General features: G+C 63.1%; 22 protein-coding genes. 8 read left to right on the top strand and 14 right to left on the bottom strand.

Annotated features, from left to right (window positions below):
* Nucleotides 1-10: 10 nt before the first annotated feature.
* Nucleotides 11-1,414 carry a glycosyltransferase family 87 protein gene (locus CH295_RS08985; protein ID WP_094634940.1) on the bottom strand — a complete coding sequence of 468 codons (1,404 nt, stop codon included), beginning with the start codon at nt 1,412-1,414 and terminating at the stop codon, nt 11-13.
* A gap of 161 nt (nt 1,415-1,575) precedes the next feature.
* Between CH295_RS08985 and rpsF the strand changes: the two genes are divergently transcribed.
* The 7 genes from rpsF to CH295_RS08950 all read left to right on the top strand — a co-directional run bounded on the left by rpsF (nt 1,576) and on the right by CH295_RS08950 (nt 7,989).
* On the top strand, nt 1,576-1,863 hold the full coding sequence (gene rpsF / locus CH295_RS08980) for a 30S ribosomal protein S6 (RefSeq protein ID WP_008711385.1): 288 nt from the start codon (nt 1,576-1,578) through the stop codon (nt 1,861-1,863).
* Between the two features lie 57 nt (nt 1,864-1,920).
* Nucleotides 1,921-2,472, top strand: a complete 552-nt coding sequence (locus CH295_RS08975) for a single-stranded DNA-binding protein (RefSeq protein ID WP_037195207.1) — start codon at nt 1,921-1,923, stop codon at nt 2,470-2,472.
* Nucleotides 2,473-2,514: 42 nt separating this feature from the next.
* Entirely contained in the window at nt 2,515-2,757 is a 243-nt protein-coding gene (rpsR, locus tag CH295_RS08970) for a 30S ribosomal protein S18 (RefSeq protein ID WP_032396926.1), read from the top strand.
* Nucleotides 2,758-2,772: 15 nt separating this feature from the next.
* Nucleotides 2,773-3,228, top strand: coding sequence for a 50S ribosomal protein L9 (gene rplI, locus CH295_RS08965; protein ID WP_032378698.1), 456 nt, complete (start codon nt 2,773-2,775; stop codon nt 3,226-3,228).
* Nucleotides 3,229-3,459: 231 nt separating this feature from the next.
* Nucleotides 3,460-5,739, top strand: coding sequence for a SulP family inorganic anion transporter (locus CH295_RS08960; RefSeq protein ID WP_094740447.1), 2,280 nt, complete (start codon nt 3,460-3,462; stop codon nt 5,737-5,739).
* A gap of 520 nt (nt 5,740-6,259) precedes the next feature.
* Nucleotides 6,260-7,654: a replicative DNA helicase gene (gene dnaB, locus CH295_RS08955; RefSeq protein ID WP_032396923.1), complete on the top strand. Its 1,395-nt coding sequence runs from the start codon at nt 6,260-6,262 to the stop codon at nt 7,652-7,654.
* Between the two features lie 77 nt (nt 7,655-7,731).
* A complete protein-coding gene (locus CH295_RS08950; RefSeq protein WP_094740446.1) occupies nt 7,732-7,989 on the top strand; it encodes a DUF3297 family protein in 258 nt (85 codons plus the stop codon).
* On the opposite strand, the gene CH295_RS08945 is transcribed toward CH295_RS08950, so the two are convergent.
* The 4 genes from CH295_RS08945 to CH295_RS08930 all read right to left on the bottom strand — a co-directional run bounded on the left by CH295_RS08945 (nt 7,949) and on the right by CH295_RS08930 (nt 10,623).
* Nucleotides 7,949-8,488, bottom strand: coding sequence for a cysteine hydrolase family protein (locus CH295_RS08945; protein WP_170945827.1), 540 nt, complete (start codon nt 8,486-8,488; stop codon nt 7,949-7,951). The two genes, CH295_RS08950 and CH295_RS08945, sit on opposite strands and share 41 nt — an antisense overlap.
* A 1-nt stretch (nt 8,489) precedes the next feature.
* Nucleotides 8,490-9,482, bottom strand: a complete 993-nt coding sequence (locus CH295_RS08940) for an aldo/keto reductase (RefSeq protein WP_094740445.1) — start codon at nt 9,480-9,482, stop codon at nt 8,490-8,492.
* A complete protein-coding gene (locus CH295_RS08935) occupies nt 9,463-9,948 on the bottom strand; it encodes a MerR family transcriptional regulator (RefSeq protein WP_094740444.1) in 486 nt (161 codons plus the stop codon). Before CH295_RS08935 ends, CH295_RS08940 begins: the two co-directional genes overlap by 20 nt.
* Before the next feature lie 117 nt (nt 9,949-10,065).
* Nucleotides 10,066-10,623, bottom strand: a complete 558-nt coding sequence (locus CH295_RS08930) for a TetR/AcrR family transcriptional regulator (protein WP_094740443.1) — start codon at nt 10,621-10,623, stop codon at nt 10,066-10,068.
* A 31-nt stretch (nt 10,624-10,654) separates the two neighbouring features.
* Here CH295_RS08930 and CH295_RS08925 point away from each other — a divergent pair, with 31 nt between their 5' ends.
* The gene (locus tag CH295_RS08925) at nt 10,655-11,905 is read left to right on the top strand and encodes a KasA/KasB family beta-ketoacyl-ACP synthase (RefSeq protein WP_502694479.1); all 1,251 of its coding nucleotides are present in this window, start codon (nt 10,655-10,657) and stop codon (nt 11,903-11,905) included.
* Here CH295_RS08925 and CH295_RS08920 read toward each other — a convergent pair whose 3' ends face one another.
* The 9 genes from CH295_RS08920 to CH295_RS08880 form a co-directional block, all read right to left on the bottom strand.
* The gene (locus tag CH295_RS08920) at nt 11,906-14,083 is read right to left on the bottom strand and encodes a heavy metal translocating P-type ATPase (protein ID WP_170945826.1); all 2,178 of its coding nucleotides are present in this window, start codon (nt 14,081-14,083) and stop codon (nt 11,906-11,908) included.
* A gap of 22 nt (nt 14,084-14,105) precedes the next feature.
* Nucleotides 14,106-14,390 carry a DUF1490 family protein gene (locus CH295_RS08915; protein WP_037195626.1) on the bottom strand — a complete coding sequence of 95 codons (285 nt, stop codon included), beginning with the start codon at nt 14,388-14,390 and terminating at the stop codon, nt 14,106-14,108.
* A 90-nt stretch (nt 14,391-14,480) separates the two neighbouring features.
* Entirely contained in the window at nt 14,481-15,236 is a 756-nt protein-coding gene (locus tag CH295_RS08910; protein WP_094740441.1) for a class I SAM-dependent methyltransferase, read from the bottom strand.
* A gap of 23 nt (nt 15,237-15,259) precedes the next feature.
* Nucleotides 15,260-15,733, bottom strand: coding sequence for a GNAT family N-acetyltransferase (locus CH295_RS08905; RefSeq protein WP_094740440.1), 474 nt, complete (start codon nt 15,731-15,733; stop codon nt 15,260-15,262).
* A gap of 14 nt (nt 15,734-15,747) precedes the next feature.
* On the bottom strand, nt 15,748-16,083 hold the full coding sequence (locus CH295_RS08900; protein ID WP_094634950.1) for a hypothetical protein: 336 nt from the start codon (nt 16,081-16,083) through the stop codon (nt 15,748-15,750).
* 39 nt (nt 16,084-16,122) lie between these two features.
* Nucleotides 16,123-16,632 (bottom strand): putative immunity protein, encoded by a 510-nt coding sequence (locus tag CH295_RS08895; RefSeq protein ID WP_094740439.1) that lies wholly within the window; start codon nt 16,630-16,632, stop codon nt 16,123-16,125.
* A 1-nt stretch (nt 16,633) separates the two neighbouring features.
* Complete coding sequence (locus tag CH295_RS08890; protein WP_170945825.1) at nt 16,634-16,954, bottom strand: hypothetical protein; 321 nt, start codon at nt 16,952-16,954, stop codon at nt 16,634-16,636.
* A 21-nt stretch (nt 16,955-16,975) separates the two neighbouring features.
* Nucleotides 16,976-17,347, bottom strand: coding sequence for a VOC family protein (locus tag CH295_RS08885; protein ID WP_094740437.1), 372 nt, complete (start codon nt 17,345-17,347; stop codon nt 16,976-16,978).
* 124 nt (nt 17,348-17,471) lie between these two features.
* Nucleotides 17,472-18,404 (bottom strand): helix-turn-helix transcriptional regulator, encoded by a 933-nt coding sequence (locus tag CH295_RS08880; protein WP_094740436.1) that lies wholly within the window; start codon nt 18,402-18,404, stop codon nt 17,472-17,474.
* Nucleotides 18,405-18,503: the final 99 nt, after the last annotated feature.

The raw sequence follows: 18,503 nt of genomic DNA, 5'->3' as shown, positions 1-18,503 counted from the left end.
ACTGTGCGTCTTACTGCCCCGATGATGTCGTCAACGATGTCGATGCCGGCCGGCGAGACGTTACCGACTCGGGGTCGGTTTCGTCGCTCGACGGGATCCGCGCGTGCGCTCGGATGAACAAGACGAACAGCACGATCAGCAGCAGCGCTCGTCCCCACACCCCGACGAGAACGAAGAACTCCTCGTCGTTGGCATCGGCACCCGAGGCCAACGCGGCGAAGTACTTGAAGACGCCGATTCCCATCGACAGATCGACGAGCAGATACGCGGCGACGAGTCCCCACGGGACGCGAAGCAGCACCAGGAAGGGCAGCAGCCACAGCGTGTACTGCGGCGAGTGCACCTTGTGCAGCAGCATGAACCCGCACAGCATCGATCCGCTCACAGCGACCCACGGGTACGTCCCGTCGACCTTTGCGCGACGCCAGCCGAGCCACAGCGCAAGAGCGAACGCGGCGAACACCAGCAGCGGCGACGCGACGTCGACCACGTCCTGGAAGGATGCCTCGGCCTCGGCGTAGGCATCGGGAGTCATCTGGTCGCTGATGTAGAAGTGGCGCAGCCCCCAGTACCAGATGGAGTTGGTCGTCAGGTCTGCCTGCCGCAGCGACTGGAATGTGAAGGATGCGCGCCACCCCTCGTAACCGAGCACTGCGAACGGCAGATTCACTGCGACGACGGTGCCGATCGCAGCGCCGGCAACCATCAGGCCGCCGCGGATGTCCCAGCGACCTTCGGCGGTGTCGGCGGACTCGCGCCCGTCGATGCCGCCGGTGACCACGTACGCGATCAGGGGCAACACGAATGCTCCCGGATAGAGCTTGAGGCAGAAGCCGACGGCCAGCAGCACCGACGCGAGAATCGCTCTGCGCCGCAGTGGCATCGGCAGCGTCATGACGAAGATCGCGCCGACGGCGGTGGCCACGACGGGAAGCTCCCAGTTGTGGAAGGCGTACATCACCAGCGGCGGTCCGATCGACCACAGCAAGGCGGACCAGCCCGCCATTCGGCCGAGCATCCAGGCGGTGAGCAGACCGAACGGCGCAAGAATCAACGCCGAGGTCAACAGGAACTGTGCATCGGTGTGGGCGGGAATGGCTCCGAGCCACATCAGCAACCCGCTGAGGACGGGGTACTCCACCGTCCCGCCCGTGAGGATCCCGTCGCTGGTGATGGCCCCGTGGATGTAGGGAAAGATGTGATTGTCGATGTCTCGGCCGAGCCACAGGAACTGGATGTCGGAGTAGCAGACCGAGGAATCCTTGATGGCGTCGAACACCGTGCTGCGGCCGGAGGCGTCGAACGGCGCGACCGCGCATCGGGCCTTGTTCAGATACCCAAGAATCAATCCCACCGCAGCCATCGCGACGACCACGACGACCGTCATCGGATTGGCGCGGACCCCGGATCGCATGGTGCAAGACTATGACGCGCGAACGCCGGACCGTGCGCCCGACGCGAATTAGCAGGTCAGGGCCCTGTCGTGTATCTTCGAGGGGTTGCTGACGCAACGACCCTCCTGCCACGGATAGTCCGTGGCCGTTTTCACTAGTCCACAGGAGGTGATGAGGTCTTATGCGTCATTACGAATTGATGGTCATTCTCGACCCCAATCTGGACGAGCGCACTGTCGCTCCGTCGCTCGATACGTTCCTCAACGTCGTTCGCAAGGATGGCGGCACCGTCGACAAGGTCGATGTGTGGGGCAAGCGTCGTCTGGCCTACGAAATCCTCAAGCATGCCGAGGGCATCTACGCCGTTGTGAACCTCAACGCCGAGCCTGCCACCGTCAGCGAGCTGGATCGTCAGCTCGGACTCAACGAGTCCGTTCTGCGTACGAAGGTCCTGCGACAGGGCAAGTAATTGTCGTTGCCCGCCTCTAGGCTGGCATCTACAACGCTTACTACTGAAAGAGGAACCATGGCAGGCGAGACCGTCATCACCGTCATCGGAAACTTGACGGCTGATCCAGAACTTCGATTCACCCCCGCCGGTGCGGCGGTTGCCAACTTCACGGTTGCATCGACCCCGCGCACATTCGATCGTCAGACGAACGAGTGGAAAGACGGCGACGCGCTCTTCATGCGCTGCAACATCTGGCGCGAGGCAGCGGAGAACGTTGCCGAGAGCTTGACCCGAGGCTCGCGAGTGATCGTGAGCGGACGGCTGCGGCAGCGCTCGTACGAGACGCGTGAAGGTGAGAAGCGGACAGTCGTCGAGCTCGAAGTCGACGAGATCGGACCTTCACTTCGCTACGCCACCGCAAAGGTCAACAAGGCCAATCGCGGTGGAGGTGGCGGCGGAGGCGGCTTCAACTCCGGCTCCGGCTCCGGTTCCTCCGGCGGATCGGGCGGCGGCCGCTCGAACTCCTCGTCCAACTCCGGTTCCGGTGGAGACGATCCCTGGGGCAGTGCCCCGGCGGCGTCGGGCTCCTTCGGCGGACGTGGCGGAGACGAAGAGCCACCGTTCTAGATCCTTCGATCGAGAACAACCAGATGTAACGGAGAAAGACCCATGCCCAAACCGCCATTGCGCGACAAGGTGCTCAAGAAGAAAGCGTGTTCCTTCTGCAAGGAAAAGAACACGTCGATCGATTACAAGGACACGACGTTGCTGCGTAAGTACGTCAGCGATCGCGGAAAGATCCGCGCTCGCCGTGTCACCGGCAACTGCGTCCAGCATCAGCGTGACGTGGCCGTTGCCGTGAAGAACTCGCGTGAGGTAGCACTGCTGCCTTACGCCGCGACGGCTCGATAGAAAGGGGCGATTGGTATGAAACTGATCCTCACCGCTGATGTGGACAACCTCGGTGCGCCTGGCGACACCGTAGAGGTCAAGGACGGCTACGGCCGTAACTTCCTGCTGCCCCGCGGACTGGCCATCCAGGCCACCCGTGGAGCTCAGAAGCAGGTCGACGGCATCCGCCGCGCTCAGGAAGCTCGTGCCGTCCGCGGCCTCGAGCACGCCAACGAGCTCAAGCAGGCCATCGAAGGCCTCGAGGCCGTCACGCTCTCCGTGAAGACCGCGGGCGACTCGGGCAAGCTGTTCGGCTCGGTCACCGCGTCGGACGTCGCTTCTGCTCTGAAGGCTGCCGGTGGCCCGGTCGTCGACAAGCGCAGCATCGATCTGCCGAAGGCTCACGTCAAGAGCACGGGCAAGCACGACATCGTCGTGAACCTGCACCCCGACGTGACCGCCAAGTTCAAGCTGGAGGTCGTCGGAAGCTGATTTCAGCTTTCGGCCCGTTACGGCACCGGAAAGCCCCACGAACCAAGGGTTCGTGGGGCTTTTTCGTGTCTTCTCACAAAATTCAACTGCCGCAACGGTTTCCGAATTGTGAAGGATCTCTCTCTAGGAGCCTATGGGCAGAGCTTTGCGTAACCTTTGCTGAGGGGCGACACAACAGCAGGACCATCTCGACGAATCACCTGACGCCTAGACGCCCGGAGGAACGCTGCCGTGACCACGACCGTGGAACCCGATTCCGACCCCAGTCCCGAGACCCGATCCGAGCCGCAGTCTCGCTTCGGGTCGATCCTGAAATACGACGTACCGGCCTCGCTGGTCGTTTTCCTTGTTGCAGTGCCACTTTCGATCGGTATCGCCGTCGCATCGGGTGCGCCGATCATGGCCGGTCTCATTGCCGCGGTGGTCGGCGGAATCCTCGCCGGGATCCTCGGCGGATCACCGCTGCAGGTCAGCGGCCCGGCAGCAGGCCTGACCGTCGTGGTTGCCGAGCTGGTCAACCAATTCGGTTGGGGCGTAACGTGCGCCATCACCGTCCTGGCCGGTGCTGTGCAGATTCTTCTGGGAATGAGCCGGATTGCGCGCAGTGCGCTGGCCATCTCGCCGGTCGTGGTGCATGCGATGCTCGCTGGAATCGGTATAACCATTGCACTGCAACAGATTCACGTACTCCTCGGAGGAGAATCCGAAAGTTCGGCGGTCCAGAACATCCTGGCCATCCCCACGTCCGTCGCGAACGGTCAGTGGCCGTCGATCATCGTCGGCGGAATCGTCGTCGTGCTGATGTTCGCCTGGCCACGGTTGGGCGGGTTGTCCGGCGTACTGGCCAAGGTCACCAAGGTGCCGGCCGCACTGGTCGCAGTGGTCACCGCCACCGCGGTCTCGATCTTCTTCTCCCTCGATGTCGAACGAATCGAGTTGCCCGGCAACCTGATCGAATCGCTGAGCTTCCCGATCATGCCGGACGGGCAGTGGAGTGCCTTCGCGACCGGCGTCATCACCATCGCGTTGATCGCCAGTGTCGAGAGTTTGCTCTCCGCGGTGGCCGTCGACAAGATGCACAGCGGTGAGCGCACCAACTTCGACCGGGAATTGATGGCTCAGGGCGCAGGCAACATGGCCTCCGGTGCCATCGGCGGTCTGCCGATCACCGGCGTGATCGTGCGCAGTGCCACCAACGTCAAGGTCGGTGCCAAGTCTCGTGCATCGGCGATTCTGCACGGCGTGTGGATTCTGATCTTCTCGGTACTGTTCATCTCGATCGTCGAACTGGTTCCGTTCGCCGCTCTGGCCGGACTGCTGGTGATGATCGGTGTGCAGCTGATCAAGCTGGCGGACATCAAGATTGCCAACAAGACCGGAGACATCGCGGTCTACGCGGTCACGGTCGTCGGAGTGGTGGCGCTCAACCTGCTCGAGGGTGTGTTGATCGGTTTGGCACTGTCGATCATCCTCGTGCTGCGCCGTGTCGTGTGGGCCAAGGTCAGGGCCGAGGAAACGGTCGACGGCACCTGGCGTGTCACCACCGAGGGCTCGTTGAGCTTTCTTGCGCTCCCTCGATTGACGCACGTGCTCTCCACAGTGCCCGCAGGCACCGCCGTCACCGTGCATCTGGGCGTCGACTTCCTCGATCACGCCGTGCACGACGCCATGAACGAGTGGATGCGTCAGCACGAACTCGGCGGCGGCACCGTGAAGGTCGAAGAGGTGGGCACCGCCTCGATGGCGGCTGCTGCGCAGGGTCCGCCCAAGCGCGGATCCGCGACGGTACGCAGCTCGTTGGCGCCGTGGCGCGCATGGCAGCTCAAGAGCGATGTTGCGCAGGAAGATTCGCCTGCTGCTCTGCGGCCGGTGTTGAGCGGGGTGGCGGAGTACCACCGCACGCACGCCCCCAACATACGTCCGCACCTCGAGGGTCTGACCGACAACCAGGATCCCGACACTCTCTTTCTGTGCTGTGTGGATTCGCGCGTCATGCCGAACACGATCACCAGCAGCGGCCCAGGAGATCTGTTCACCGTCCGAAACATGGGCAACCTCGTGCCCACTCAGGGGCAGGACTGCTCGGTGGAGGCGGCGCTGGCCTTCGGTGTCGATCAGCTGGGCACCTCGTCGGTTGTGGTGTGCGGGCACTCGGGCTGCGGTGCCATGAAGGCGGTGCTGAGTGGGCCGGAGAACGCTGCGGACGCGTCCGTCGCGGAATGGTTGGGGTACGGGATGGCAAGCCTCGACGCGTACCGCAGCGGGCATGTGGTGGGTCGTCAGGCGGCGGAGCTCGGCTTCGGTGAGGCGGATCAACTCGCGATGGTGAACGTGGCGGTGCAGTTGCAGACGCTCACTCGTCATCGCGTCGTAGGCCGAGCCAACGCCGAGGGGCGGTTGCGAATCACCGGACTGTTCTTCGACATTCCCTCGGCACGAGTGCTTCAGATCGGTACCAAGGAGGTCACCGTGCTGGACCCGGCGAAGTGCCCGCAGGAGACGGTCGGCTGAGTTTCGTCGGCAGTATCGAGAGGCCCGATTCCAAGCCCGGAATCGGGCCCCTCGGGCTTGAACGGGACGTTGGTCTGTTTCTGTGAGGCTTCCCAGTCGCTGTGACCCAGTTCACCCTCGGGTTCACCTGGTATTTACTCAACACGCCCGAGCTGTCAATTCGGCCGACACGCCGATCCAGAATCGATGCACAGGAAGAAAACTTTATGTACACGCTCTGACCTGCGGAAAAGGGATAAACTCGGAAAGTTATACCCAGGTTATCCCCAGACGGTCAACACGGTTGTTCAACACCATCCACATTTCATGCACAGTTTGATCCACAGGCCATGTTGTGACTCCTGCCGATAGCGCTTAACGTCCGTGCAGCGTCTCTCTCGATGCCGTGCAGCGGCGACGGGACAGTGCGAATCCGGTGCCGAGAAAGCTTGTCGGTGCCCGGGGGTAGAACTTGCTACACCGCACCGCCGGGTGATATCCGACGATGCCGACGACAATGGGGAGAGGACGGCCGGTTCGCGTGGCAGTTGTGGACGATCGAGGACAGTCCGACTACTCCGGCCCCTCGTCCAGCGAGGGACCCGGCGAGGATTTCGGTCGCCAGCCCCCGCAGGACATGGCCGCGGAGCAGTCCGTGCTGGGCGGCATGCTGTTGAGCAAGGACGCCATCGCCGACGTGCTCGAGGTGCTTCGTCCGGGCGATTTCTATCGGCCGGCTCATCAGAACGTGTACGACGCGATCCTCGACCTCTACAGCCGCGGTGAGCCTGCCGACCCGGTGACCGTATCGGCCGAGCTGGATCGTCGCGGTGAGCTCAAGCGCATCGGCGGCCCTCCGTACTTGATCACCCTCACACAGACCACGCCGACGGCAGCCAATGCCGGGTACTACGCCGAGATCGTCGCGGAGAAGTCGATTCTGCGCCGCCTCGTTCAGGCCGGGACTCGCATCGTGCAGTTCGGTTACGCCGGAGCAGACGGACAGGACGTCGCCGAGGTCGTGGACCGCGCGCAGGCCGAGGTGTACGAGGTCACCGAACGCCGCACCTCCGAGGACTTCCTCCCCCTCGAGGAACTGCTGCAGCCCACGATGGACGAAATCGACTCCATCGCCAGCCGTGGCGGCATATCCCTCGGTGTACCAACAGGATTCGCCGAACTCGACGAAATCACCAACGGCCTGCACCCGGGTCAGATGATCATCGTGGCGGCTAGACCTGGCGTTGGTAAGTCGACCCTAAGTATGGATTTCATGCGTTCGTGCTCCATCAAGCACGGCATGCCCAGTGTCATCTTCTCTCTGGAGATGAGTCGTACCGAGATCGTCATGCGACTGTTGTCCGCCGAGGCGAAGATCAAGCTCGGCGACATGCGTTCGGGAAAGATGACCGACGACGACTGGACCAAGCTGGCCCGCCGAATGAGCGAGATCAGCGAAGCGCCGTTGTTCGTCGACGACTCTCCGAACCTGACGATGATGGAAATCCGCGCCAAGGCCCGTCGCCTCAAGCAGCGCAACGGCCTGAAACTCATTGTGGTGGACTACCTTCAGCTGATGTCGTCGGGTAAGAAGGTCGAGTCGCGTCAGCAGGAGGTCTCCGACTTCTCGCGTCAGCTCAAGCTGTTGGCGAAGGAACTCGAATGCCCGGTGGTCGCGGTCTGCCAGCTCAACCGTGGTCCGGAGCAGAGAACCGACAAGAAGCCGATGGTCTCGGATCTTCGTGAGTCCGGCTCACTGGAGCAGGACGCCGACATGGTCATTCTGCTGCACCGCCCCGACGCAATCGAGCGCGACGACCCCCGCGGCGGTGAGGCCGACTTGATTCTCGGCAAGCACCGTAACGGTCCGACCGCGACAATCACTGTGGCACACCAGCTTCACCTGTCGAGATTCGTGGACATGGCGCGGGGCTAGGGCCGACAGCGCTGGGTCGCGTATTCTCTCTGTGGATCCAACCAAGCACCTGACGCAGCATTCGACGAAAGAAATCCATGCCAGAGGATCAGAACACAGACGTTCCACCGAATCACCTCGCGATCGATCCGCGGAGCCCCTTCTACAACGAAGAGGTTCTTCGCCGGGACGTGGGTATTCGCTTCAATGGCGTCGAGAAGACCAGTGTTCGCGAGTACAACGTGACCGAGGGTTGGGTGCGAATCGAAGTCCCCACCGCGAAGGATCGCTACGGCAATCCCATGCTCGTCAAGCTCAAGGGCACTGTCGAACCGTACTTCCGCGACGCGAAGTAGCGGGCTTCGCCGGGGTCCCGTCGAGGGTAGCCCCGGCTGCCGCTATGGATTCGAGGGCCCGCTGATGCTCGTCTTCGGACGATCCCGCGCAGGCAGCGGAGTGCACCGTGACGCGGTAGCCCAATGAACACGCGCGTTCGGCGGCAATCCGAACCCCGAAATCTGTGAGGTACCCGGTGATCATCAGGTGCTGCACTCCGACAAGTCTCAGCTGAGCGTCCAGATCCGGGTTGGACCAGATGTCGCGGTCGAACTTCGTTGCGATGAGGTCTCCCGGCAGAGGCGTCATCGACGGGTGAAAGCGGGCACCGTCGCTCGCCGGGTCGGAACGCAGCGGATCGGCAGCATCGCGGCTCAGATATCGAGTACACACCACCAGTGCGCCCGCCGCACGCTGAGCGTCACGGACCGATCCGGCGCGAGCCAATGCGCCGGGGTCGTGTCCGAGCTCTATGATCCAGGGCTGAAAGTCGATCTCCAACAGCGCCGTTCGCGTCATGTCAGTAGCGAGATCCGACTGCGGTGGGTGCATCGTCGAGCGCGATGAGATCCTGCGCGGTGAGCTGAAGCTCGAGTGCCGCGAGGTTGGCGTCGAAGTGTCCGATATCGGTGGTTCCGGGAATAGGAATCACATGGGGACCTTGGGCGAGTACCCAGGCCAATGCCACAGCGGCAGGGGTGGAGTCGTGTCTCGATGCAACCGCGGAAACCACCTGGACGATCGATCGGTTCTGTTCGGCCGCAACTCCGGAGAATCGTGGAAGCGCCAACCGCATGTCGGTCGCCGGAAGTGCGGCGGTGTCGAGTGAACCGGTGAGGAATCCTCGACCCAGAGGCGAGAACGGCACGAACACCGCGTCGTTCTCACCCGTCCACTCCACGATGTTTCCCACGGGGTCACCGTCGTGTGTAGTGCCCTGCCCCAATGCGTTTCGAGTCCACAAAGATAGTTCGGACTGCACCGCAGCGACCGGATGAATACTGTGGGCCACCCGTGCTTGCTCGACGGTGACTTCGCTGAGACCGAGGGTGCGCACCTTGCCCGCCGCCACCAATTCGGACAGGGCTCCCCAGGAGTCCTCGATCGGCACCTGGTCGTCGACGCGGTGGAGGTAATACAGATCGATGGTGTCCACACCGAGGTTCCGCAGGCTCGAGTCGCAGGCCTGCGTGAGGTGTTCCGGCGTCCCGTTTCGGGTCAGAACGGGTGAACCACCGTCGGTGTTCCCGACCAAGCCGGCTTTCGTGGCGATCACTGCATCCGTCCCGGCCAGAGCGCGGCCGACGACCCTCTCGTTGTGTCCGGCGGCGTAGGCGTCGCTGGTGTCGAAGAAGTCGATACCCGACGCGAGTGCGTGCGCGAGGATCGGTGCACCGGCAGTGTCCGAGGAGGTATCGGCACCGGTATAGGCCCAGCTGATACCCATGCAACCGAGGCCGATGGCACCGACATTGCGTCCGAGTGCCGGGACGTTACGAGTGGGAATCGACATGAATGCTCCTGTGCTCGTTGACTGATGGGGGTATGACCGCAAGACCATCACAGTCGCGACCCTGTGCGATCAGGTCCTCGTAGTGCGAGATCTTCGTTTCCAGCGCGGACCGCGCTTCGGCGAGCCGACGTTGCTTCTCGTCGACCCGTACCCGGTGCGCGCTCAGAATGTCGATCCTTTCCTGATGCGTGGACGCACCAAGGTTCACCAGAATCACGAATCGGCGCATATCGGCCGTGGGCATCCCAGTCGACCGAAGACGAACCAGAAGTTGCACGAGTGCGACCAGTCGCGGGCTGAACGCGCGTCTACCCATCGCCGTGCGAGGGATCTCGGGTATCAGGCCCTCCCGCTCGTACCAACGCAGCGTGTCCTGCGTCAGCCCCGAGGACTCGGCCATCTCGGCGATTCCGATACTCACGTCCTCGGTATCGGTCGCGGCCGGTGAATGCGGTGCTGCGGTCATGGACCAGACGCTACGTCTTCGAGTGCACTCCAACGCAAGCCGAAATCGGCAACGATCACACACTTGTCCGGTGGATCGAGTCGTACTTCTCCCGCGCGAGAGCTGCCTCGTCCACGCTCAGGTGTGCCCGCGAAAGAGCATGGCGGCGGCCGCATCGGTGCGTTCGGAATCCCCCGTGGTGAAACGGTCGAGCAGCAGCCCTCGGAATCCGGCCCCCACGGTTGTCGCCTGCACTGAGGCCGTGGACGAGTCCATCCCACAACGGGCCATCGCTGCGGCCAAAGCGTCGGTCAGTGCCCGAACGCTGTCGCGCGCGAAGTCCGCGAGTACGCCGGACTTGATGGACGCAATGCCGATGACCTGCATCAGGATTCGTGAGCTGACCTCGTCGCCACCGTCGGACATGGACTTCCACAACTCGAGCAATCGTTTCTCGAGCTGGTCGGCAGTGTCGACGTCGCCGAACATTTCGGCGAACGCCGGTCGCTGGCTGGTCAATGCCTGCACGATCAAGTTCTCACGAGAATCGAAGTAGTAGATCAGCATTCGAGAGCTGGTACCGAGTTCGGCGGCGAGCGGGCGAAGTGTCAAGTCGTCGAGACCATGGGTGCCGATGTAGTCGACGACGCGGCCGAGCAGCTCGGCACGCTTGTCATGATCGAGGGGACGGGCCATGAGTTGACTGTACCGGTCGCTACATGTATTCATGAACACCATGAGTGAACCGATCGCTACACAAACGCGGCGCAACGTAGTCATCACCGGGTACGTTGCGACGACGGCGCTGGCGGACGACGCCGACACCACCTGGGAGTGCTTGCTCGACGGTCGCAGCGGGATCGGCCCCCTCGAGAGTGCGTTCGTCTCGGATTACGACCTTCCTGTTCGCATCGGCGGGGTGTTGCAGATGGCACTGGCCGATCATCTGACCCGCGTGGAGCAGCGGAGACTGTCCTTCGTCGAGCAGCTGGCGGTAGTGCTCGGACGACGACTCTGGCGTGATGCAGGGCTGAAGGATATGGATCCGGATCGACTCGCCGTGGCAGTGGGCACCGGGTTGGGCGGCGGTGACGCGTTGATCGGGGCCGTCGATGCGATGCGGGCAGGTGGATACCGAAAGGTGTCGCCGATGTCGGTGCCGATGGTGATGCCGAATGGGCCTGCAGCTCACATTGGACTCGAGGTCGGAGCCCGTGCGGGGGTGTTCACGCCGGTATCGGCGTGTTCGTCGGGTTCGGAAGCTCTGGCTCACGCGTGGCGGTTGGTTGCAACAGGCGAAGCGGACGTCGTGATCGCGGGCGGCGTCGAGGGGAATATCGATGCCGTACCGATCGCGAGCTTTTCGATGATGCGTGCCATGAGCACTCCCAACGACGAACCGACTCGCGCGTCGAGGCCCTTCGATCGTGATCGCGACGGGTTTGTGTTCGGGGAGGCTGGAGCGCTGTTGATCGTCGAGTCGGAACAGCATGCCGTAGCTCGTGGTGCACAGATTCATGGCCGGCTGCTGGGTGCCGGCATCACCTCGGACGGGTTTCATATCGTGGCACCCGATCCGGAGGGTCGGGGAATTCGCAAGGCAATGGAAAAAGCAATCAGCGCAGCGGGTTTGAGTGCTCGGGACATCGGTCACGTGAATGCACATGCAACCGCGACTCCGATAGGTGATCTGTCGGAGGCCAAGGCCATTGCCGCCACTGTCGGCCATGCGTGTGTCTACGCACCGAAGTCCGCACTCGGTCATTCCATCGGTGCAGTCGGCGCACTGGAGGCGATTCTCACGATGCTGTCGATCCGTGATTCGGTGGTACCGCCCACGCTGAACCTTGACAATCAGGACCCTGCAATCGATCTCGATGTCGTTCGTTCGAGGCGCAGCAAGAAGATCGACTACGCGTTGAGCACGTCGATCGGGTTCGGCGGGCACAACGTCGCCCTTGCCTTCGGACGTTACTGATCAGATTCGGTATCGGATAAGTCGCGAGCTGTTGCCGACGACCGCGACCGAGGATGCGTTGTGCAGAATCGCGGCGAGCACCGGAGACAGTGCTCCACCGGCGCTGACCACGAGGCCCAGCGCGTTCACTGCGATCGACATTCCGTAGTTCTGTCGGATGACGGACACCGAGTGTCGGCCGAGGTCGCGAACGTCGAGCAACCGTGTCAGATCATCGCTGGCCAAAGCTACATCGGCCGTTTCGACGGCAACATCGGTGCCCGCCAATCCCATTGCGATTCCGATATCGGCGACGGCCAGGGCGGGAGCGTCGTTGGTGCCGTCTCCGACCATGGCGACGACGTATCCCTCTTCTTGGAGCTTGCGGACGGCCTCGAGTTTGTCATCGGGCATCACCTCGGCTCGCCACTCGGCGATGCCCAGTTCGGCGGCTACGGCCGCAGCGGTCTCGGGGTGATCTCCGGTGAGCATGACGATGCGTTCCACACCGTCGGCACGGAGCGCATTCAACACTTCCAGAGCATTCGACCGGACCTCGTCGCGCAGGCTGATCAACCCGACCAACACCCCGTCGACTGCGAGGAGCAATGGGGTCTCGGCCTGCCGCTGAAGTCGCGAGACCCAGTCGGCCGCATACTCGGACACGTCCACACTTTCGCCGCGCAGTAGAGAAGGACTGCCCAGCAGCAAGGTCCGGCCATCTGCGACCGTGCGCATCCCGAGCCCCACGAGCACCTCACACTCCTCGTGCGGAGGGATGACGATGTGGCGTTCCTCGGTACTGCGAATCACGGCCTCGGCCAGCGGATGCCGTGAGTGGATCTCGGAACTGGCGGCGTACGCCAGCACCTGTTCCGGCTCCCAGTCGTCCTGGAAGGACACGACATTGGTGACGACGGGGCGTCCGACAGTGAGGGTTCCGGTCTTGTCGAACACGAAGGCGTCGACCCTGCCTGCTTGTTCGAGATGCGATCCACCCTTGATGAGAATCCCTCGGCGAGCACCGTTTCCGATCGCAGCGCTGATGGCCGTCGGAGTCGACAGACCTACCGCGCACGGGCATGCGACGAGCAGCATGGTCATCGCTCGTCGGACATCGCGAGTGACAAGAAGGGTGAGGGCCGACAGGATGAACGACGCGGGCACGAAGCGACGCGAGAAGTTCTCTCCTACAGTCTGAATCGGAGCGCGGTCTTCCTGTGCCTCCTCGACGCGGGAGATGATGCGGCCGATCGTCGTATCTCGGCCTACCGCAGACGCGCGGATGACTATGCGGCCCCTGACGACAACGGATCCGGCATGGATGCGGTCGCCTGCGACGATCGACACCGGCAATGTCTCGCCGGTGATCGCCGACTGGTCGACCACCGCGTCCCCGTCGACGACGGTCCCGTCCACCGGAACGCCGACGTGATCGTGCACGACGACCTCGTCGCCGATCTCCAACCGATCGACATCGACGGAGATCTCGGAACCGTCGGGAAGCCGAATCCACGCGGTGTCCTGCGTGCCGGTCAGAAGATCCGAGATGGCGCGGCGAGTGCGCTTGAGCGTCAGCTCCTGCAGGTACTCGCCGATGTTGAGCAGCCACAGCACAGTCAGGGCAACGACATTCTCGCGGAGTACGAGACTGGCCACGGTCGCCGCACTGACGAGCGCGTCGGTGCCGGCCGACCGGTTTCCGGCCAGCGAGCGGAGTGCTCCTCTCAGGAACGGATAACCGGTGAAGATGGTGGCTCCGGTGGCCACGACACGGCTGGTGGGGCCGAGGATGGGTGGTCGCCGGAAGGCGTAGCGACGGAAGCCGAGCAGGATCAGAGCCGCGCCGCCTATGGTCATCCGCAGGACGTCGCCGCTGGTGACGTCCGCAGACCGTGGGCTACGTACGGGTACCAATCCCCAGTCGGTCGTGCGACCCGCGTTCACCGCGTCGAACAGCTCGGCCCGGTCGATGCGGGAGCGGGAGTACCAGACGACAACCGACGCGGTGCGGGGGTACGCGTGGATGGCCCGCACGCCGCGAATCTTGTCCACATGGTCTTCGACGGCGACCGCGCGGCCTGGACTCGACCTCAGCCAGTCGACGCGAATCCGCATCCGGCCGGCAGCGTCGGACAAGACTTCGATGCCGTCCGCGAGGTCGGGAGCCACACCGAGCGGGTGTTCGACGAGCGTCATCATAGTCGGTCGACTGCCGTGGTCAGTGCGAGTGACCGTGGCCGACTTCGGTGGCCGAGGGCGGCGGAACTTCTTCGCCGAGCCGGTCGCGTGCCTCGGCGACGACATCCGACACGGCCAAACGTGCGGACTCGGCGTGGATCTCGGCCTTCCGTGCGGCGCGAAGTCCGAGTTCGGTTGCCGATACCGCAGCCTTGCGGACGGGAGTCTTCTCGTACAGCTTCTTGGCGCCGTTGTACGCGGCGACGCCGACTGCGCCTGTCACGACCGTCGATACTGCCTTCGCGACGATGATCGGAAACGCCATGTTGTAGCTCCTCGAACTCGAACCGGTACCCACTTATTGGGAATCATATTCGTTTTGCTCGGCTGTGGCGACTCCAAGGTGGGGAAAGAGCTATCGGATCGGCCGTGTGGCGCGGAACCCCCTTGTCACATAGGGCAGTTCGATCGTCGTCGATCCCGTCAGTCCCACATCGTCGAACAGTGCGGTGAGATTCCGATCGATGCCGTTGCGCTCATCGGTGGTCGCGGTGATGTAGAAACTGCGCGACTTGACCAGGTCGGTCAACTGGGACCGGGTCACCGTGCGCGACCACGTCCACCGCTCTTCGTCGAGCTGATGGAAGGGTTCTGCGACCGGTGGTGGACCGTCGTCGAACATGGCCAGCGCTCCACCGCGCGAGACCACCGAGTTCAGTCGCCGAACCCACGGCACCGATTCGTCTCGAATATTCCAGATCAGTCCCAGGGTGCCGCCCGGGCGGAGGACCCGGCCGATCTCGGCTGACGCGGCCACTGGCTCGACCCAGTGCCAGGCCTGTCCGAGCAGAACGGCATCGACGCTCCCGTCGTCCAGCGGGAGGGATTCGGCAGTGCCGACGTGGGCGGGAACGCCGGGCACCGCGTCGCGCAAGGCGTCGAGCATGGCGGGATCAGGGTCGACGGCGACGGCATCGCACCCGGCGGCGGTGATGATGCGGGTGAGCTTGCCGGTCCCGGCTCCGACATCGGCGACAAGAGGGCGCTCGCCGGCCTCGAGAACGGATTCCAGCAGCCATTCGACCGCGGCCGACGGGTAGTCGGGGCGAGCAGATTCGTACACGTCGGCGACGGCCCCGAACGACGTCGAGCTGTTATCTCGGCTAACCATATGACCAGGCTACATCTCCTGCGTCAGTCCAGTTCGAGTTCGTAGTACAGAGCCTTGGGTCCGTTGCCCTGGCCTTCGTGACAGTCGAAGCCACGCTTTTCGTACACGTGTCGCGCCGCCTCGTCGTCCTCGGAGGTGTTGAGGTCCATGTAGGTGGCACCCCTGCCGCGCGCGTGCTCGATGACGGCGTCGAGAAAGATTGTGCCGTAACCCTTCCCGCGAAGACCGGGCTGGACGTAGAACTCGGCGAGATAGGCCTCCAGGTCTGCGCTCAGCGTACCGATCCGAAATCGCAGCACGGCCACCCCGATGGCGGGAGCCCCGAATGTCAGCACGCTGGTGTCGCCGGACTTCACCAGAGTGTCGAGATGTGTGGCAAGCCAATCAGTTTCGGGCACCGGATAGTCGTATTCACGATTGAAATCGATCAACAGAGTTGCGGCCTCGATGAATTCGGCGGGATCCTGCACTGCACGTGTGCCGCTGGCCGATGTCATCGCCTTGTCCTCCGTCAGTGGTCCGGTTGGACGAGATTCTTCGCATCGAGCAGACCGAGACCGGGATGCATCTCTCGCAGCGCTTTGATGGCGTGGACAGTTCTGCCGGATTCTGCGACCACTGCCTCGACATCCCCGGCGGGTACAGCTTCGGGTCCGATCTTCTCGGGCATCAGCCAGGCCCGGCCGTGTCGGTGCCAGAGCCACGGGGCGGCAATCGCCAGCACTGCCAGCTTTGTCCAGTTCCACAATGATGGTTCCGTCACGATGTCGGCGATCGTCGAGAACACGAGCAAGGTCAGCCAGATACCGAGCAGATATCGAGTCCACCGACGTTGACGGTCGTTCATCTTCCCATGCTGTCACCGCACCCCGATATGGGCAACGCGTCAACGGCGCAATTCGGTATCGAGTCGGGCCATGAGCACGCCGAACCTCGAGCGCCCGGCAAGCGGTGGCGGAAATCGTCCCAGAACCGCTCGAACGGCGGGGTCGGCGTGGTTGCGAACCCATTCGATTTGCTCTGCAGCAGCTTTGGGGTCGGCGAGCACCAGATGCACGGCAGATCCGAGAATGTGTTTGACCTGATGTGGGCTGTACAGCGGATGGAGAAAGGCAGCACCGGCGGCGTGCATTGCGGACAGTGCGGCGTCCGTGGCCGCAGATGCCGGCACCTCGCGGGCAGCTTTGTGTGCTGCCCAGGCGAGTTGGCGGAGTGCTGCCGTGCGTTGGCCGGTTTCGGCGAACGCCTCGGCACCGTCGATTGCCGCGCGTGGACGCACATCGTCGGGGTGGACAATCTCGTAGATCGGCAATGCCCGTCGTGCGCAGGTAGCTGCGAACGCCGCCACGCGCTGAATGTCGTCGAGGTTCAGCTCGACTTCTGCAGTCCCTGCCACCTCAGACCTCTCGAGTTCGTCTGCGGGTGAGCGCGAATCCGAACTTTCCGAGAACGATTCCGGTCAGCGCACCGAGAGCTGCGGTAGCAATGGGGACCAGGTACAGCCACAGCGTCGACAGGCCTCGAGTTCGTCGGTTGAACGAATCGTTCATGGAGTCCACGAATTCTTCGCTCATCGTGACTCCGTACAGCGGCTCGTAGCCACCCGAATACACGACGCCACTTGTGTTGGTGGTCATCTCGCCGATCAGGTACCAGCCCAACGGCACCAATCCGACAATGAATCCGAACAGGAGCAGAACGACGACGAGATTGCGCACCATCTCAGGCTATTGCCCCCGTCAACTGTCGTACACCTCCGTGGTGATGCAGAAAGGGTGGCCGGCGGGGTCGAGGAGAACTCGCCATCGTGGGTCCGGCTGCTCTGCTGCTTCCCTGGCACCGCATTCGACCGCGTAGGCGACGGATCCGGCAAGGTCCCCTCCCGCATCCACGTCGAAATGCACGATGGAAGTCGAGGGCCATACGGCCGGGATGTAGTTCTCGACCGTCTGCGCAACGATGCACAGGCCGGATTGTGTGCGAAGCCCAACGCTCTCGGAGTTCTCCCACAACAACTCACCGCCGAGTAGCGCGAGATAGAAGTGCGCGAGTTGCACCGGATCGGCGCAGTCGATGGACGTCCCCGCTACAGCGAGGTGTGTTCGCGGCATGTCATGAGAATACGGTCGGCGGTGACCTCAGTGTCCACAACTCGGCTCAGAATCGGAAAAGCGTATCGGCGTAGAAATAGTGGACACTGATCGCACATACCGAGAAGAGCCCGGCCGCGAAATGTCAGCAGTACAACTGCGCAGTAGCCCTCGCGCGTTGGGCCAGTTCGTCTCGAAGTGAATTCGGCTGCAACACAGTGACGCCGGGCCCGCAGTGCCACAGCGCTCCCGTCGCGTGATCGTGTCCGGAGAACTCGATGACTGCGAGGTGCCGTCCGTCGTCCTGCATGTCGTCGCTGATCACTCGAACTACGTTCTTCGTCAACGTGACCCACTCTGAATCGTCCACGAGGCAGGTGATTTCGATGTGGGCCAAACTTGCGCGAAAGGATTTCCAGTGTGCTGTGAACGCCGCTTCCAGATCCACGACATCACTGCGGTTCGCGGACTCGTCGAGCATGTCCAGACTGTCGATTCGTGATACTCGATAGACACGTTCGGTGCCGTCGCGCGCGGCGAGCAGGTACCAGTGATCACCGGCGTACACGAGTCCGATGGGGTCCAGGATTCTCTCGGCTACCGCACCGACACGATTGCGATACGACACGCGTATCCGCTTACCGTCGACGACGACACGCTGCAACTCCGGCAGATGGTCCTCGGGTTCGTGGGGATAGGCAAACCCGTCGGGCCGGACCAGAATCCGTTGTGATGCAGTGCTTGCCGCTGCTCGGTGCGCCTCGGGTATCGCGGCGGCGACTTTGCGCATCGCGCGCGCGAACGCCGGGGTCGCCACTCGTCCGGAGCCGGAGGCCAGCAATGCCGTTGCCTCCTCGGCGGTCAGTCCGGTCAGCTCGGTCCGGTAGCCGGGCAGCAGACTGATGCCGCCACCGCGACCGCGATCGGTGTAGACCGGGATGCCCGCCGAGGACAACGCTTCGATGTCGCGCAATACGGTCCGCGTCGATACTTCGAGCTCCGCTGCGATGTCGGCAGCATTCAGTCTGCCCCGGTGTTGGAGCAGCATGACGATGGACAACAAGCGGTCTGCGCGCACCCGAAAAGTCTCTCACCAAAACATGACAGAAGGTGTCATGTTCACCCGATTTACTTCTGTCCAGGAGGCCGCAACGGCGGCCGCGGAACGGAAGGCCGA

It is taken from the genome of Rhodococcus sp. 14-2483-1-2 (assembly GCF_002259405.1).
Classification (GTDB): domain Bacteria; phylum Actinomycetota; class Actinomycetes; order Mycobacteriales; family Mycobacteriaceae; genus Rhodococcoides.
Note: the sequence above shows the minus strand (reverse complement) of the source record. Positions and strands in the feature narration are given on the sequence as shown.